Below are 16,697 nucleotides of genomic sequence, written 5' to 3' on the forward strand. Positions count from 1 at the left end.
GTTATTCCCATATGGGAATAACGAAAAATCGGGCTTGCCTTCTTTTTAGCGTTGACAACCATCTATCCTATGATCAAAATTTATTACACAAGAATTGTCCTACTTCTTTTCGCATGCGCTGTAAGCACAGCAAGGCTTCATGCACAAACCCAAATCCCGCGGGATACAATCAAACGTTCCGACTCGGTGAAGCATGCTTTGCAGGAAGTCGTCGTTTCGGCTTCCCGAACGGCAGAAAGTGTGATGAAATCGCCGGTTACTATAGAAAACGTAAATGGGACATTTTTTAAAGGTTCCGCTTCACCTTCTTTTTTCGATGCGCTGGAAAATGTGAAGGGCGTGCAACTGCTCACGCCGAGTCTGGGCTTCAAAATCATCAATACACGGGGTTTTGCCAATACCACGAACGTTCGTTTTACACAGATGGTAGACGGTATAGACAACCAGGCGCCGCACATTGGTGCGCCTATCGGCAATGCCATGGGCCCAACCGATTTGGACATTGATCGCGTGGAAATCATCCCCGGCACGGCCTCGGCGTTATACGGCCTTAATGCCATTAACGGACTGGCCAATTTTATCACCAAGAATCCATTTACCAGCACTGGTATCACCGTGCAGCAGAAAACCGGGGTCAACCATGTCAGTGATCCTAATTCGCCGGCCAAAATGTTTTCCGAAAGCAGTTTCCGTATGGCTGAAAAACTTTCAGAAAAGTTCGCCTTCAAGATCAACGTTGCTTACACCCGCGGAACTGACTGGATAGCCGATAACCGTACCGACTTGAATGGGGGAGCCAACACGGGTGTAGGCCTGCCGGGTGGCATCAACAACCCGGCCTATGATCCGGTAAACGGTTACGGTAATGAATCTTCTAACCGGCGTACCATTACTTTAGGAGGAAGGCGTTATGTGGTGGCCCGTACCGGGTATGCTGAAAAGGATGTAACCGACTATAATATCCAAAACATCAAAGCCGATCTCGGCCTTTATTATAAAATCACGCCCGGTACGCAAATCATCTATACTTACCGGATAGCCGATCTGGATAACGTATACCAGCGCGCCAACCGGTTTGCGCTAAAGGATTACATTTTACAACAGCATGCTGTCGAAGTAAAAAATGACATTTTCCAGGCCCGGGCATTTATGACCAGCGAAAATACAGGCAAATCTTACAACCTGCGTTCTGCCGCCGAAAACCAGGACCGGCGCTTTAAGTCGGACGACAACTGGTATGCCGATTACACCAGCGCATTCAACAGCGCGATGGCCGTACCGGGTACATCGGCACTACAGGCACTGAATGCTGCCCGGCTTGCTGCCGACCGTGGCAGGCTGCAACCCGGTACCGCCGCTTTTCAAAATACACTGACTGAGCTGGCGGATATCAATAATTGGGATATTGGCTCGGCGCTGCGTGTGAAAGATGACCTGGTGCATGGTGAAGCCCAAGTTGATATCGCGAAAGCTATCGGCGCTGATTTCCGGCAGCGAACCGGGCTGGACCTGCTTGCCGGCGTGGATTACCAAACCTATATCATACAGCCGGACGGCAATTATTTCATCAATCCGGCGCCCGGTAAAACTTATGATACGTTTACCTACGGCAAAACAGGCGGGTTTATTCAGGCGGGTAAAAGTGTATGGAACGGATTGCTGAAACTGACCGCTACGCTGCGCGCCGACAAAAACGACTATTTCGAAATCAAATACAATCCCCGCTTTACGGCAGTGATTACGCCCGATGCAGATCAAAGCGTCCGCATGTCTTACCAAAGCGGTTCCCGCTTTCCGAGTATCTTCGAGGCTTATTCCAACGTCAACAGTGGCGGTGTGAAGCGGGTGGGTGGTTTAAGAGTGATGTCGGACGGGGTATTTGAAAATGCGTACCTGCGCAGTTCCATTGATCAGTTCCAGGCAGCCGTCACCAATGACTTCAATAACAGCGGCCTGACTACCGCACAGGCCATTGAGCGTGAGAAAGGTAAACTGACCAAAAACTATTACAGCTATTTGAAGCCCGAACACATTAATTCTTTTGAGCTGGGGTACAAAGGTTTATTCTTAGCCCGTACGTTAAAAGTGGATGCTGATTTTTATTATAACAGGTACAACAACTTTATTGCGCAGGTGGAGATGAATGTGCCGGGCACCGCTTTACCGGATTCGATCCCGTACTACCTCAATAACCGCAACCAGCAAACGCGCTACCGGATGTATACCAACTCACGCAGCGTGGTGCATAACTATGGCGGCAGCCTGGGGCTGAGTTATCTGTTCTGGAACCGGTATACGCTGGGCGGCAATGTCTCTTATGCTAAACTAAGCCGTACGGAAAACACCGATGGTTTCGAAGACGGCTTCAATACGCCCGAGTGGATCGCCAATATCTCCCTTGGTGCTGAACATGTGCTCAAAAGCCTAAGCTTTACGGTCACCTACAAGCACCAGAGCAGTTTCTATTGGAGGTCCTTCCTCGTCAACGGACAAGTGCCCGGCTATGGGAATCTGGACGCCCAAATGAATTATGACTTCCTGAAAAACAAGCTTAACGTAAAATTGGGCGCAACCAACCTGCTGAACCAGTATTATTACTCTTTCTTGGGAGGACCGTCTATTGGCGGCTTATATTATACGACTTTAACGTATCAACTGTAATTGTTCATTCGGAGAAAACAAGTGAGAGGCTAAAAGGATGTTTGGCGCCTCGTGCCGTTTCAGTTTTGTGGTGATCGCTAATACGGGCGAAGTGTAGCGAACCGAACACGGGGAGAAATGCCGGAATGATCATCAGAATATTTCTCCTATTGAGCTCCGGCCGATGGACACTTTCCTTAAATCGCTGTAAGCATATCAAGGCCGTCCAAATAGTTTCGACACTTTGAATAATATCCGAAAACATGGTTGCATGGACAATGGGAGAACTACAGGCAGCATTACGGTTACAGGCATCGTTGGCGACAAGTGATTGATTGATGCTTAAGGAGGGTTTCTGTGTCGAGATGATCCTGGTTTATAAAAACGTTCTTTAAAAGGGGATCCTTTAGCAAGTTGCTTGCACTTGCTTTGCATGTATCAGCAGGGGAGCCGGTAAATACTTGTCATTGAACAGCATTTGTTTGGGACCATACGGTCCGTCCGAACTTTGATCCGCAGCTTTTGAATTGTTGATTAAAGTTCGCTGCATGCATTTATGAAGCTGTCGTGTCTGTAAATAGAGGTTTCAGTAGGTGCATCTTGCCCATCCGGTCATGGCGTTTTTCCTCCTTGTATAAGCTAACCAGCTCCTCTGCGTGATCCGGATCGAACGTTGGCAAGTGCTCTCTGAACTGCTCGAGAAAAGCGTACATGTCCATAATGTCGTTATACTGCTCCCGGTAAGCGTGTAGCTGATCGCCAAGAGCGGCCTTCAGTGTATCAACCTTGGGTCTGAGTTCGCTCAACTTGATGCGGTACAGGTCGATGGGCTGAGCTAAGTCTTTTGTCAGCACTGACAATGCATTGAAAAGTTCAACCGTCTTATCTTTCAGTCCGAACTTAAGCAGACTCCAGCGCAACAGATATATCCCGCTTTGTGAAAGAACCTCCTTTTCATATTGGTCCCAGCGGGCAAGGACTTCAGACAGCTTCTTGTTCGTGGGGTATTTTTTCTGGCGCTGCCGTAAAGACTTCAAAATCTGAAAAAGCTTGTTGTAATTGTTGATTGCGATCAGATGCAATTCCGGGTGATTATTGAGCAGGTTGATCAGCGTAATCTGGTCGTCCTTCAAGCTGTTAAACACATCCAGAATATAATCCAGATCATACAGCAGCTCAAGGGCCCGCAGCCCGAAGTCATCTCCCTCCACGTTTCCCAAATGTAAGAACCGGTTCCGCAGCCGGGGCAGGATGTATTCAAAATGATCGAACGTGTTTTCATGGTAATCATAAAAAGGCCGTACGGCAGACACCTTGTGGGGCAGGGAACTAAATTTTTTATCGGGCGAGAGCAAACGGGTCATGTCTGAAAAAATGCCCTCCACCTGCGGCAATGCCAGTGCCGTAAACCCATACCAGAAACTGTGCTCGAACAGCTGCTGCAATTCTTCAAAAATAGGTTTTCGATCACTCAGTAAATGGTTCAAGGGCTCGAGGTTCTGCCGGATGCGGTGGAATATCGCCGCCGGTGGTTTGATCGTGGACAATTGCGCGTAGAACGCTGCCCGGTCGCCCGTTTCCCGTAACGCTTCCAGCTGGTAAAACTGCGCAGCGTTGACGCCGTGTAAACGGTGCCGGCTGGAATCAATGAGCCGGTAATCGAAATATCGTTTTGGATTAAACATCCACCACCGGTAGGGGCGGTCTTGATATTCTGCGATCCAGCCGCCCGGCTGCCCGCCCAGCAGATCGTCATTCATGGACCTTTCAAACGCCCGCTTTTCAATGCCGAAGGTCAGGTACTCTACAATAATATTGCGTTCGTTCAGACACCGGAAATAAAAGTCCAGGCGGATCTTGTCTTCGTGTTCGCCGCGGACTGTTCCTTCTGCCAGGTAGGTCTTTACGGCCTTCTCCGAACTTTCATAAAACTGGATCAACGTCATCAGTTGACGGAGGTCTTCACGGACCAGGCGGTCAATGTTCCCCAAGATATTTCTGGGTAGGTCGTTAAATCCCAGCACATGCCGGAAGTAATGAAAGACCGGCGCGGACCAGGCTGTATGGCCATCCCAGAGCGGGTCCAGTATCTTACCGTCCGAGTAATAGCCGAGCTTTTCCAGAATGCGTGCACAGCATTCATTTAACGCTGTCGGGTCAGTCAGGTCAATCGCCAGTCCGATGTCTATCTGCCGGATGGCATATTTGACAATGGTATCATACCCGGCAGCAAACTTGATATCTTCTGGCAGTGCCTGGACAAAAGTTTTTCGGATAGCGCGGATGGCCGCTGTGAACTCACCCAATTCGCTGAATAAGAGAAGAGGCATTAAACAAAAATCAGGATCAGTTTACCAATAGTTCAATTCAGCCAGACCTAAGCCACTTTCTCCGGGCCCTGGGCAAGGATGGCGGCGCTCAGCAGGGATTCCAAATGGCGGTAGGGTTCAGGACAGGCCTCCATCATCGTAATCCGAAAATAGCCCTGCGCATTGATCTGCATGTGAAAGCGGGCCTTTTGTCCCTCGTGCTGCACGTAAACTTGGTACAGTTGCAGACGCTGGATATTCATCGTAATGAATTCGAAGGAGGTGCCCTCCACCTCGGTGACGAAGCTGTTGATCATCCTTCAAAACTACGAATTTCCAGCGCTGGGTGGTGAGATCCGAACCAGTCTTTGTCTACAACTTACTGATTTGGTTGTGCTCGCTGTCCGGGAACTGCACGTAACGGGACAAGTCTTTAACCATACGCCTGGCGAAAACGGCGCTTTCAGCGTCGCTCTTCATCACATCGTCATCGCCCAGGTCTGCCTGCTTGCCATAGATAGCCTGCCTGAGTTCCTGCCGGTGTTTGAGTTCATCCATTTTACCTCTTACTTTCTCTACCAGCGAGAAGTCTGGTTGACCGTGCTGCACCAGGTCTGCGAAGCTTCGGTAAGGCTTTAAGTCGACCTGGATGACCTTTTGCATGACTTCTCCCCACTGCAGCACCTCCTGCACCGAAAACTCTTTGTTGTTTCTGGACTGCATTTCCAAGACCATGGCCAGGAACATTTCCGGGGTTCCGTTCCAGCGCGGTTTGAAACCGAAGAGTCTGAGCAGCAATTGAAAGAATCTCATAACGGTCTGCTATTAAGTTACTTTCGGTAAAGATAAGAGGCCTGAGGGCCATTTGCCAACTTTGCGTATAATTCTTTAATCCGGTGCATGCCGTCCTGGTGCGCTTCCCAAATCCTGCTTTACATCGCGCCGCTGATCCTTTCCGCTTTTGAAAAAGGCGAGTAAAAAGTCTTTCTTGCCTCTGGAAGCCGGTATACTTGCCCGCGCTGGCCACCGGACATCAACGGTGTGCGGGAACGGTACTGGTCTGCTGCCGTCACCATCGTTCCGGGCTATCCGCTCATACGCTTGCAGGCCTTAAGCGCCTAAGCCGGTATCCGCTTTTATCCCTGACGGTTTCTATAAGGCATTTTAGCGTTTGTTTGATTTGATTTTCTCATTCAAACCGGGCAAAAGCGCAGCTAATATCTTGCCGGCAGCGAGGGTGGGGTGGCAAGAAGACTACGGCATAATGGCTGCGTTCGTACCTCACTGCGCCACCCTCCGGGATTTATTCCGTTTCCTTCTTGCTACCCGGCCGGCACTTCCTATTGCTTTCTTTTTTCCGGTTTTTCTTTTGAAAAAATCACAACAAAAAAGACACGACCCGAAAGAGAAAAGCGAACAAAATTTATTCACTAAAAATTAAAAGTTATGTTATTCACAGGAAGATTAACAGCCCCCGCAGCAGTTGCCACCTTTAAAGGCGACAAAAAAGTAACCAATTTCACCGTTGCGCTGAACCAGCGCTATACGACCAAAGCAGGCGAGAAGCGCGAGAAGACCGCCTTTGTCGAATGCGCGTACTGGATCAACCCCGGTCTGGCCGATTACCTGACCAAAGGTGCCGTCGTGGAAATTTCCGGATGGATGGAAGCCGAGGCCTGGACGGACCGCGAAGGCATTGTTCACCCGCGGCTGGTATGCAACGTGGACAACATTAAGCTCTTTTCTGCGGCGGCCAAAGGCTCAGCGGAAAACCCGCAGGCTGACAAGAAAGCAGCGGCTGGCGGCGAGACACCCGATGATGACGACCTGCCTTTCTGAGCAATTCCAATCCACCATTACCATTCATTCAGTTTAAACACGGGAGCGCGCAAACGCTCCCACAATTTTCAGTATCATGGCACACCATTTAGCGATCAACCCCCAAAACAACGAATACAGTTTTTTCAGCCGGAAGGAAAAGGCCTGGCATGGCCTCGGCACCATTGTGGAAGATTACCCGACCAGCGCGGAGGCTTTACGCTTTGCCGGTCTCGATTATACCGTTGAGAAATGGCCCATGTATGCTTACGACCCCGAGGGCCGGACTTCAGACAAACAGCACGTGCCCGAAAAGTTTGCCACCGTGCGCGCCGATAACTTTGCCGTACTCGGAACGGTAGGCAAGGACTACGAAATCGTGCAGAACGTCGATGCCTTCAGCTTTTTTGACTGCATCGTGGGCGGCGAGGGCATCCAGTACGAGACCGCAGGCGCGCTCGGCAAAGGCGAACGCATCTTCATCACCGCCAAGCTGCCCGGCTATATTCGCGTAGGCCGCGAGGACTGCATCGAGAAATACCTGTTCCTCACCACCTCGCACGATGGTTACGGCAGCATCACCGCCGCATTTACCCCGGTCAGAGTAGTTTGCAACAATACGCTGAACGCTGCCCTGCGCAACCACACCAACGCCATCAAAATACGCCATACCGCAGGCGCGAAAGAACGGCTGGCCGAGGCGCACAAGCTCATGGGCATCGCTAACCGCATGACGGACGAACTCAGCGGCATTTTTAACCAGTGGGCGAAGGTGCGCATGACCGACCGCGAAGTCAGGCACCTCATCGAGGTGGCAATGGTGCCGAACCGGGAAACGCTCGACCATCTGGTGAATGGCAGAACGGATGAACTGTCCAGCGTCTACCGGGGTATGGTGGACAAGGTCTGCGAATACGCCCTGAGCGCCCCTTCGCAGCAGGCCGAAACCACTGCCGGAACGCTGTTCGGTGCTTATAACGCCGTGACCGGGTACTTTCAGAACGTCCGCACCTACAAGGACGGGGAGGCCAAACTCAAATCCATCCTGGACGGGACAGGCAGGCAGCGCGGGCAGGCCGCTTTTGACCTCTGCACCGACTTTGCCAAGGAACTGCAAGTAAACCATTTCATCATCAACTAAACCTCAAAGAGGGGGAGTCATCATCCTTTCCTAAAAAATACCGACATGACACGTTCAAACCTGTATATCACCCTGACAGGCGGTGAATTTTTGAAATGCGTGGCTGACAGCAGCAGCGCGCCCGAACAGGGCTATATCGTCGAAGAACTTATTTTGCCCCTGCTCGCCCTGCGCGACCCTGACGAGGAACTCGAACTCCTCCGTGAGCATTGCACGATGGACGAGCAGCGCAGCAATGCCGATTATCGCTGGGAAATTGACCTCGCCGCACGCATCATCCGCTTTTATGAAGAAAGCTATCACGAAGCCAAAGATACCTTCAAAAAAGGCCTTGACCTCACCGGACGTTACCTGTCCTATTTGAAGAAGATAGAAACCGACACCGACAAGTTTACCAAGCGGCAGTTCAAATACCTGTCCAACAAAGAACTGGTGGGCAGAGCGAACGGGCTGCCGGATCTTAAATGGGACGACGAGGCGCACGAACTCCGCCGCCGGAGCCTCGTGGCCAATGGCGGTTTTATCTACCGGATGAAAGGAAGCCACCTGGTGATTATCAAAGACGAATAAACCCAAAGACAAATTTTATGACAATGAATTTTTTCAAACAAATAGCCGGGCTAAAGGCGCCCGGCACTTTTAAACTGGCCATCACGCTGACCGAAACCGGCAGCCTGGTGGTATCTGCGATGTTCACGGCCGCCTGTGGGGACAAAGCCGCCAGCCGCATTATCCCGCTAACCTTGAGCGGAACCGCCGAAGAACTGGACGAGGCCTTCTTTGCCCAAATCACGCAGCCTGCGCGGCAGGTGGCTGGCTTGCTGTCCAACATGGAAGGGCACCTGAAAAGTGTGGCCGAAGCCAAAGCCGCCTCCAGAATGGAACAGGATAAAAAGGCGGCGGCCAAAACTGCCGCACCCATAGGCGATACCGACCACGAAATGCCGGACGCCAAAGCCGAACGGAAACGCGCGTACGAACAGGCGATGAAAACCATCGCGGAACTCAAAGCCGCCTGCAAATACCACGAGGGACTGGCTCTGCTGCCTTCGGAAGCCGAACACCCGGACAAAGCAGCCGAACTAAGAAAGCTGCGAGCCGAACTGGAAACCGGCCGCGAGCAACTGAACAAAATCCGATTATTCTAAACCCCAAAGACTATGTTAGACGTCCAAAAACTCCCCCGTGTATTTATCCATACCGAAAACGGCATCCGAATCAAACTGGATGACCCCAATGAAAATTTCAGCCCGGAAGCGGTATGTAACCACTTTTCCAGCCTGTACGCCATCCTCACCACCGCCAAAATTGTCGGCCCTGAAATCCGCGACGATGTGCAGGAGTTCGAGTTTGTCTCCACCATCGGCACCAAAGGATAGACCATGAATAAGCGAAAAGACCCCTTTACAATCTCACCCCGAACCAGAGCCCAATGGAAACTGCACCGGCAAATCGCCGCCAACCTCAACGACCTCGATCGCCTGCCGGACGCGCAGGCGGTCAGGGAAAACCGTCCGCGCGCCGCACCGCGTCACCTGCTGCCGATGGTTTTCTAACGCATGCGTTCATGCCCAAATACGAAACTACCCCGGCGCTGCCTGAGCGTTCGGCCGCAGAGCATGACTACTTTAGCTCGCTCGCTTACCTGCGGCAGCACTATGGGCTAAAGCTCGCTAATCGCCAGCGGCTGCCTTACCCTTACAATGTGCTGGTATCGGCGCAGGAACTTCGCGCGGCCCTGGCCGTAGCAGACCGTGCCAGAGAACTGTTCATCGTACGGCAGGAAAGCGGCAGCGTTTGCCTGTCTGTCCGCGAGCGTATCCGGCGGGAATACTTTGCCTACTACATCCCGGTGGTGCCGCTTTACCGGCTGTGGCAGCAGCCGGGGGAATCCGCAACTGCGGAACTGCTGACCGCCGTGTTTGCTTACCTGCACCGGGAAGCGGGGATTGGTTATTACCGCGAGGCGGATACCTATATGGCCTACAATTACGAAATCCTCAGCGAATGGGTGGACGAGGGCGAGGAGGAAGAGCCAGGCGCTTACACGCAGCAGCGTGAAGACCAAAGGCTGGCTGAACTGGCCGGGGACTTCGTGCAGGCCAGAATAATGGAACCGGGGTTAATCCCCCGGCTTCCTGACCTGATTGCCGCGTTCGAGCCCGAAACACCGGAACAGTTGGCCGCGCTCGAAGTGGCGAAGACCATGCTTGCCCTTTCACGGCAATATCCCGGTGCCAGCCTGTTTGCCCATGCCAGCGAGGTGAGTGATGAGGACGGGGAATACAGCTACAGTTCTGCCATCTGCATGCACGAATATATCGGCTTTGTGGCCAGTACCTCCGGGGCACTCGGGGAGATGCTGATAGAGATGGTGGAGAACGACTTTAACGAACGCAGCGGGGAGCAGGAGCCGGAACTACTGACCCATTTTCATATCCCGCAAGAACCTTACCGGGACGAACTGGCCTACGAATACGCCGTGTTCTCCCTGATAAACGATTTGTGTACCCTTTTATAAATCCAACCCCATGCAAAATATCACCGCTGATTTCGGCCACCTGTACCATCCGCACAAGGCACTGGTCATTTTTAAAAAGCAAGGCAGCGAACCCGACTACTACATCGAAAGCTATGACATGGACAGTGCAGGCCGCCCCATCAACGCGCATCCGCTGTCCGTCCGGGAAAGCACGGCTTTAGCCCGTTCGCTGCGGGTCAGCGAACGAAAGACTGGCGGTTTTTTGATGCCCGAAGGGTTGTTGCCATCCTATGTGTTGTACATCCATCCCGGCGAAGGCTGGGCCTTGTGGCACACCCCGCCGCGGGAGGAAACGCTCCTGTTTAGCCCTTCCTTACCCATCCCCAGCGGCAGGGCGCGGGTGCCGGGCTTGATTTGGAAAGCCGGGAAAAACAGTTTGCAGGTGTTTGCCGTGAAAGGGGAGACGGTTACGCTGGAAACGCCCCTCTGCAAAGCGCCCTTCTTTAACGTGTACAAGGATGGCAAGGTGTGCATGGGCAACGTGCAGGTCAAATTCCCGGCGAGTTGCAGCCTCGAACGCTTCATCCAAGGGTGGCAGCAGGACTTTTATAACAGCTACTTCAGCCACACCATCCACAGCGAAGGCCCCATCAAGGGCAACATCGTGCAGCTTTGGCAGCACCTCTGTTCCAGTGGCGAACCCTTTCCGCAAGACCGTCTGATCGAAACCCAATATCAACTTAAATACCTCCTCCCATGAATACCTTAACGCCTGTCCATTTCACCGACTACTATCTGCTCAACCCCACCAATCCCGTCACGGTCCATCTCATCGGCGCAGGCGGTACGGGCAGCCAGATGCTGACCTGCCTCGCCCGGATGCACCAGGGCATGCTCGCCCTCGACTATCCCGGCCTGCAGGTCACCGTATTTGATGATGATACCGTCAGCCCGGCTAACCTCGGCAGGCAGCTGTTTGCCCAGAGCGAGATCGGGATGAACAAGGGCGTTGCCCTCATCACGCGGTTGAACCGTTTTTTCGGCACGAACTGGAAAGCGGTTCCGCGCAGGTTCGACGCCTTAACGCTGAGCGGTCTGAAAGACGAGGGAGCCGCCAACCTGTATGTTTCCTGCGTCGATACGGCTGCCGCCCGGTTTGCCATTGCTGGCATTTTAGGGGAGTATAAAGATCGGCACAGCTACCAGCGCAACCGGCCTTTGTACTGGATGGATCTGGGTAACAGCAAAACCACCGGTCAGGTGCTGCTTTCCACCATCGGCGAGCTGACGCAGCCGCCCTCACAGCGGCACCAGCCCTGCGGCCACCTGCCTTTTGTGACGGAAACGTTTAAAGCCCTGTTGGAAAACGCGGATGCAAAAAATGACACGCCAAGCTGCTCGCTGGCGGAAGCGCTCACCAAGCAGGATTTGTTTATCAATTCCACGCTGGCTAACATGGGTGCCTCTTTGCTGTGGCTGTTGTTCCGGGAGGGCATCCTTTATAACCGGGGCTTCTTTTTGAATCTGCATGACTTCCGGGCCATGCCGATTTTGATAAGGTAGCTTTTTGCTTGGTTTTTACTAGGCAGCAGATACAACGGAAGGGGATAGACCACGTCCTCAATTGCGAAGCGGGGGCACCGGGTGCGAACTGGCGCGCCCTGCAGGCATTTGCTTCTTTACATCGCAACAGGCTTCCGGGCAAACAAGGGTGGCATCACTTGCGCAGGCAAGAAATGCCAGCTTATTTATAGACGACTTTTTTTGGCGGGGTGCGCTTCGAGAGGTACATTTGCGTGGAATTAACATTCTGACGGGTTTTTTCGCCTGAGAATCACCCATCAATTACGGGTGTAAGGTTAGTTGAACGTTAGATCTAAATCCTTTTGGGTGATTGCCACTATTGAATACAAAAGAGATTCTGGCTTTCTACAATCTTTCCCGTTAGAGAGTTGATATTCGTTAGTTAGAATCTATTTTTGCATCATCATGTTTTCAGCAACTTGTACAAAACGCGGCACCGGGATTACCATCTGGGGAGATGAAGATGACTTTCGATTTTTATATGATCTAGTTCATAAACTTGCAGGAGATGGTGAATGGACTGACGATGCAAAAGGTGGCAGAACCAGGATATTGCATAGTATCGCCTACGAGGTCAGGCACGCTCATCAGGAAACCAGGTTGATGCGGCCTGTAGAAATTGCATCTGGTGTTCATGTAACTGAATTTGGCTTCAACTATTCTTGGATAGACCTCTTATTCACGCTAGCTTGTTTGCGATTCAATGCAGCTTATACAGCCACAGACGAAGAAGAACAGACTTGCCTTTCCCGGTTGGAATTTTGGACAAAAAAAGCGCTCCACGAATATGATGGAAAGGGCGCTCAGCACATTGAAACTTTTATCGGACCTCATGCACTCAATGTAAATCATGAATGGGTATGGCATTTTAATCAGCAGATCCAGATGGATTATCTGGAGATGAATGCGAACAAGACCCGTTTTAGAAATATTCCTTATCTGTTAAACCAAACAGAAAAATGGGGGCCAACTTATAATAATTTAAACGGCAAGATAGCGCGAACTGCTCAGGAGCTTGGTTGTGGGATATTTGAGATTGATTACACTGGGTTTAAGGACGTAAAGTGGTAGAAGTACGCTAATACCCCTATCGCAGTGTTTTTACTTTTGCTATCTTCAGAACTCTTTGCCCGGTAAATTGTCATTCTTCGCAAGCCCTCAAAATACAGTTTACCTACACGAATAACGAACCCGAGGCATGCTCTTCCATACCATTCGAATCCGTACCAGCCTTACCTGCGAAAGTACATCAGAAATAAGCCTAGGGTAAGAACTTGACCGTTCGTAGCTATTCATTGCATTCGAGGTTTTCTTAAAAATAAGTAACCGTATTTTACTCCTCGTTCGTGCTATGAAAGGCCGGATAAAGGGCTATCCTTTGGTAGGTCGTCTTTGTCAAATGCAAACCGTTGCGAAAGAAAAGCACGAATGGCCTTAAAATTAGGGCAACGCATACCATTTTGCAGCCCAAATGTAGGCAATGTATCTACCGGCATTTTTTCGAGCCAAAAGTCAAGCTCAGGATAATCGATCACTTCAATGGGAATGTCCATGAAACATGCTGATTCGTCTATAGCATTCAGGCGCAGGAACTCCGCTTCAAATTTCTTTTGTGAATCTTGGCCCACTGCTCCTTGTGTACCGGACATGATTCGAGCTTTGTTATTAAGAATAAAATTGGATAAGGTCATTAAAATTTGCCAATCCAGCCACCCAGCTTTGCGCCATTCAGTAATCTTGGATTTAGACCGATCATCGTTCTCCCATTTCTTCAAAGTCAGATGCAGGTGCATTTTTAAATTATCGTACCGTTCACTGATCTTCTTGTTAGAAAACTCAGCGCTATATTTGCTGCTTAACCCGTCAACGGGGGGCAAGACATCCGGAACGTTTGTTGAATAGTCCTCGCTGCTGAATGCCGGAAGTGCTTCTCTCCGGCTTTCATTGAAATCTTCGATACTTTGTAAGTTAAAATAGACTTTTTGATAAGTGTTGACGGCTAACCCTTTTTCACCAAGCTTTTGTTTGGCATAGATGTCAGCATAAAGAGCTTCAAACTCATCAGTTTTCAGTAGGGTTAAATTTTCGAGGAGTAGTTGAATATTGGTAGCCAGAAAACCATAGTGCTTTTGAATGTCCGCTTGCTCAGTTCCGCTAAACGGAGGTATGCTCAGTTTAAAAATGGTGTTCTCGTGGTCAGGTTCCTGGTCAATAGACATCTTATAATCTCCTCCGGCGGTGATATTAACGCGAACAGCAACGTTGAGAAAGTGTAGATCTGCCTGAAGAAGGCCGAGTTCCGCAAGGGTAATCTGCAAAAGCGCCCCAAACTCTTCCGCAACTGCATTGGTGATCGCATCATTCTTGAAATGCAGACAAAAGTCCATCCCTAAAACCTTGAAACGCAAATTCCTTTTCGGTCCAACATCATTCAAGGGAGTGCCGCTGACATTCGCTTTGACAAATAGTGCCCCTGAATCTGTATTTTGGAATTTTGCTGTAAATGCTTCCACCATTCCCCGCAGATGCGTTTCATAAACCCAGCCTAGTCTCTGCTTGTAGACTTCAATGTATTCCGACATTTCCGGGTGCAGGACAGGGATCAAGCCGATTAGGCCGGCGATCTCAATTGATGTAATTCTGAATTGCTCATCTTTTTCCAGATCGAGCGTTTCGGGCCTGAACTCCAGACGGAATGTAATATACTGAAAATAATCTTCCAGCGCGCTGATCCAGCTTCCCTGATGGAAATCTGCATGGAAGACCATCGTGAACCCGTCACTGATCCGCTTGAAGATGGCAGCATCGCCGTAGCTTGTGGAGGCCCAAACGGCACACAAGCCGTAGTATTTTGCGGCCAGGTGCAGACCCAAGCCTGCATATATTTGCGAAATATTCAGCAGCGCCAGTACAAACCCTTCCCTGGTTTCATCGAGATTCCACAAGGCTTTGGCCTGATGAAACAACTCCAATGCCTTAAGGAAGCTTTTCGCATTCTTCTTTTGCAGGTAAATAGCGCCCCTTTCGACCAACGCGTGAGCAGCATCATGCTGCCTGCCAGTTCTGCTGGCGGCATCCTGTATCTCCATGATGAATGCTTCCAAGCCTTCTATCGCTTCCTCATCCGCGTCATGAAGGATGAACATCGACAACAGCTGACCTAATAAGTCAAAAAGGCGGGATATACTGTAGGTCTTAGCCGTTTCTAAAAGCGGAATAATTTCCCGGTAAACGGCAATGGCATCATTGATTTTTTCGCTTGGCTTTACTTCCGGGTCAAACGCGCTCAGCATATGTCCTTTTAATTCAAGCGCCAGACATTTCTCGTCCGCATTTCGTGCGTTTTGTAAAAGTTCCTCTATACTCTGAGCGATTAACTTCTGCCATTCCTCGATTTCCTCGCTGCTCAGGAAGTTAGTATCTCGCATGCGGTGGGTTTGCACCAATTGCAGCATCGTGATGTCTTCTTCAATATCCCTTGCATGATTTCGATGCTGAAACTCCCCAAAATAATATTTAATTATTCGTTGCTGACCAGCCATTGTTCCGCCGGGCCTTCCCGTTTTCGGGTCAGGCGACAGCAAAAGAAATATATACTCGTAAATCGCTTTCCTTCTACTTACCGTCAGCGTATCTTCTTTTTTAATGTAAAGCTTTAGCAGACGACACCATTGTTGGGCATGGCCGCTTCTATGCATTTCCCAGCGGCAATATCTTGCCGCATTAATTACTTCATGAAACTCTCCGAAATTAAACGCCCCCAGTTCGGTAACCCCGGACCAATCTTGAAGCGCATTGGCATACCATTGATCTTTTTCGTTGCCGCCATTTAACAGCAATAAATCAAGCGATTGATTCGTTACATATTTTTGTTCCGGATCTTTTTCCGTTGTCTTTTTTGTAATATCGTATAATAGTAAAGCTACCGATGTACCAGGTGCACCTGTTGTCACCGGTAAATCAGGTACCAAGACTTCTATTTCCTCATACAACTTTGGAATAGCCTCCGACTGATTCACTTGGTCGAACTGCCACTTAATGGATTTGATAAATTTACGCCATACCTCGTCCGGCAGCTGGTCATAGATATTTTTCGCTTCTTGCAGTTGGGCTTTAGATTCCGCATCCATCAACTTCTGGTATGCCTCACTGATATACTCATCAATAATAGGTTTTACCCTTTCAAGAATGCGTTCCATCTGCTCATCTGTGATATTGCCCTGATCGGTTGCCCATTCCCTAAGCAGATCACCATCGTTTCCTCGTGTTTCCCGCGCAATGCCCGAATTGGTTTCAAAGGCGAATGTTACTTCGTCGTGGAGATAATCACCCTTGCAGAACAGCATGAAGAAATGCGTTAGTGTTTTTTGAATCTCTTCTTTTGAGAAAGAGAAGTTGGTAGAATAGAGCTTGATTTGCCTAAATTTTGCCTGGTGTTTAATCAAGTCCCGCTGAAAGATGTCGTCTTCCAGGTCGCAGTAAATACGTTCATCAATGTTATTGATCCGGTTTTGAAGCCAAGTTTTGAGAGTGGTTAATTTCTGATAAAGAAAGCCCTGCTCTGTAGCTGTGGCATCCGCATTTTTTGAAAATAAGAAGAGTTTCGAGATACTCATAAATAAGGACAGGTTTGGTCGATACAATAGTTGAAAGCAAAGTTAGGAATTTAATAAATCGAGAATATTTCGGTTTCACATTTTCCCATATTATTCGAATATTTAAA

At 49.9% G+C, this 16,697-nt stretch carries 16 protein-coding genes; 12 read left to right on the forward strand and 4 right to left on the reverse strand.

Features of this window, described 5'->3' with window-relative positions; translation table 11 throughout:
• Positions 1–186: 186 nt before the first annotated feature.
• Positions 187–2,661, forward strand: a complete 2,475-nt coding sequence (locus GPM24_RS19590) for a TonB-dependent receptor (RefSeq protein ID WP_199269813.1) — start codon at positions 187–189, stop codon at positions 2,659–2,661.
• A gap of 533 nt (positions 2,662–3,194) precedes the next feature.
• Here the strand turns inward: GPM24_RS19590 and GPM24_RS19595 are convergent.
• Genes GPM24_RS19595 through GPM24_RS19605 form a run of 3 tightly spaced genes read right to left on the reverse strand, consistent with a single transcriptional unit; the run spans position 3,195 to position 5,762 of the window.
• A complete protein-coding gene (locus tag GPM24_RS19595; RefSeq protein ID WP_158828960.1) occupies positions 3,195–4,970 on the reverse strand; it encodes a hypothetical protein in 1,776 nt (591 codons plus the stop codon).
• Positions 4,971–5,017: 47 nt separating this feature from the next.
• Positions 5,018–5,266: a hypothetical protein gene (locus GPM24_RS19600; RefSeq protein WP_158828962.1), complete on the reverse strand. Its 249-nt coding sequence runs from the start codon at positions 5,264–5,266 to the stop codon at positions 5,018–5,020.
• A 55-nt stretch (positions 5,267–5,321) separates the two neighbouring features.
• On the reverse strand, positions 5,322–5,762 hold the full coding sequence (locus tag GPM24_RS19605; RefSeq protein ID WP_158828964.1) for a hypothetical protein: 441 nt from the start codon (positions 5,760–5,762) through the stop codon (positions 5,322–5,324).
• Positions 5,763–6,120: 358 nt separating this feature from the next.
• Here GPM24_RS19605 and GPM24_RS19610 point away from each other — a divergent pair, with 358 nt between their 5' ends.
• The 11 genes from GPM24_RS19610 (at position 6,121) to GPM24_RS19660 (ending at position 13,045) form a co-directional block, all read left to right on the forward strand.
• The gene (locus GPM24_RS19610) at positions 6,121–6,390 is read left to right on the forward strand and encodes a hypothetical protein (protein WP_158828966.1); all 270 of its coding nucleotides are present in this window, start codon (positions 6,121–6,123) and stop codon (positions 6,388–6,390) included.
• Between the two features lie 5 nt (positions 6,391–6,395).
• Positions 6,396–6,788 (forward strand): single-stranded DNA-binding protein, encoded by a 393-nt coding sequence (locus GPM24_RS19615; protein ID WP_158828968.1) that lies wholly within the window; start codon positions 6,396–6,398, stop codon positions 6,786–6,788.
• 76 nt (positions 6,789–6,864) lie between these two features.
• Entirely contained in the window at positions 6,865–7,908 is a 1,044-nt protein-coding gene (locus tag GPM24_RS19620; RefSeq protein WP_158828970.1) for a DUF932 domain-containing protein, read from the forward strand.
• Between the two features lie 45 nt (positions 7,909–7,953).
• Positions 7,954–8,478, forward strand: a complete 525-nt coding sequence (locus GPM24_RS22160) for a hypothetical protein (protein ID WP_199269814.1) — start codon at positions 7,954–7,956, stop codon at positions 8,476–8,478.
• A gap of 23 nt (positions 8,479–8,501) precedes the next feature.
• The gene (locus GPM24_RS19630) at positions 8,502–9,056 is read left to right on the forward strand and encodes a PRTRC system protein E (protein WP_158828972.1); all 555 of its coding nucleotides are present in this window, start codon (positions 8,502–8,504) and stop codon (positions 9,054–9,056) included.
• A 12-nt stretch (positions 9,057–9,068) separates the two neighbouring features.
• Complete coding sequence (locus GPM24_RS19635; protein WP_158828974.1) at positions 9,069–9,287, forward strand: PRTRC system protein C; 219 nt, start codon at positions 9,069–9,071, stop codon at positions 9,285–9,287.
• Between the two features lie 3 nt (positions 9,288–9,290).
• On the forward strand, positions 9,291–9,464 hold the full coding sequence (locus GPM24_RS19640; RefSeq protein ID WP_158828976.1) for a hypothetical protein: 174 nt from the start codon (positions 9,291–9,293) through the stop codon (positions 9,462–9,464).
• An 11-nt stretch (positions 9,465–9,475) separates the two neighbouring features.
• On the forward strand, positions 9,476–10,429 hold the full coding sequence (locus GPM24_RS19645) for a hypothetical protein (RefSeq protein ID WP_158828978.1): 954 nt from the start codon (positions 9,476–9,478) through the stop codon (positions 10,427–10,429).
• Positions 10,430–10,439: 10 nt separating this feature from the next.
• Positions 10,440–11,150, forward strand: coding sequence for a PRTRC system protein B (locus GPM24_RS19650; RefSeq protein WP_158828980.1), 711 nt, complete (start codon positions 10,440–10,442; stop codon positions 11,148–11,150).
• Positions 11,147–11,953 (forward strand): PRTRC system ThiF family protein, encoded by an 807-nt coding sequence (locus tag GPM24_RS19655; RefSeq protein ID WP_158828982.1) that lies wholly within the window; start codon positions 11,147–11,149, stop codon positions 11,951–11,953. The genes GPM24_RS19650 and GPM24_RS19655 overlap by 4 nt, the downstream gene beginning before the upstream one ends.
• Positions 11,954–12,379: 426 nt before the next feature.
• Positions 12,380–13,045 (forward strand): DUF6904 family protein, encoded by a 666-nt coding sequence (locus GPM24_RS19660; RefSeq protein WP_158828984.1) that lies wholly within the window; start codon positions 12,380–12,382, stop codon positions 13,043–13,045.
• A 278-nt stretch (positions 13,046–13,323) separates the two neighbouring features.
• On the opposite strand, the gene GPM24_RS19665 is transcribed toward GPM24_RS19660, so the two are convergent.
• The gene (locus tag GPM24_RS19665) at positions 13,324–16,590 is read right to left on the reverse strand and encodes a hypothetical protein (protein WP_158828986.1); all 3,267 of its coding nucleotides are present in this window, start codon (positions 16,588–16,590) and stop codon (positions 13,324–13,326) included.
• Between the last annotated feature and the right edge of the window lie 107 nt (positions 16,591–16,697).

The sequence above is a fragment of the Mucilaginibacter lacusdianchii genome (assembly GCF_009770985.1).
Classification (GTDB): domain Bacteria; phylum Bacteroidota; class Bacteroidia; order Sphingobacteriales; family Sphingobacteriaceae; genus Mucilaginibacter; species Mucilaginibacter lacusdianchii.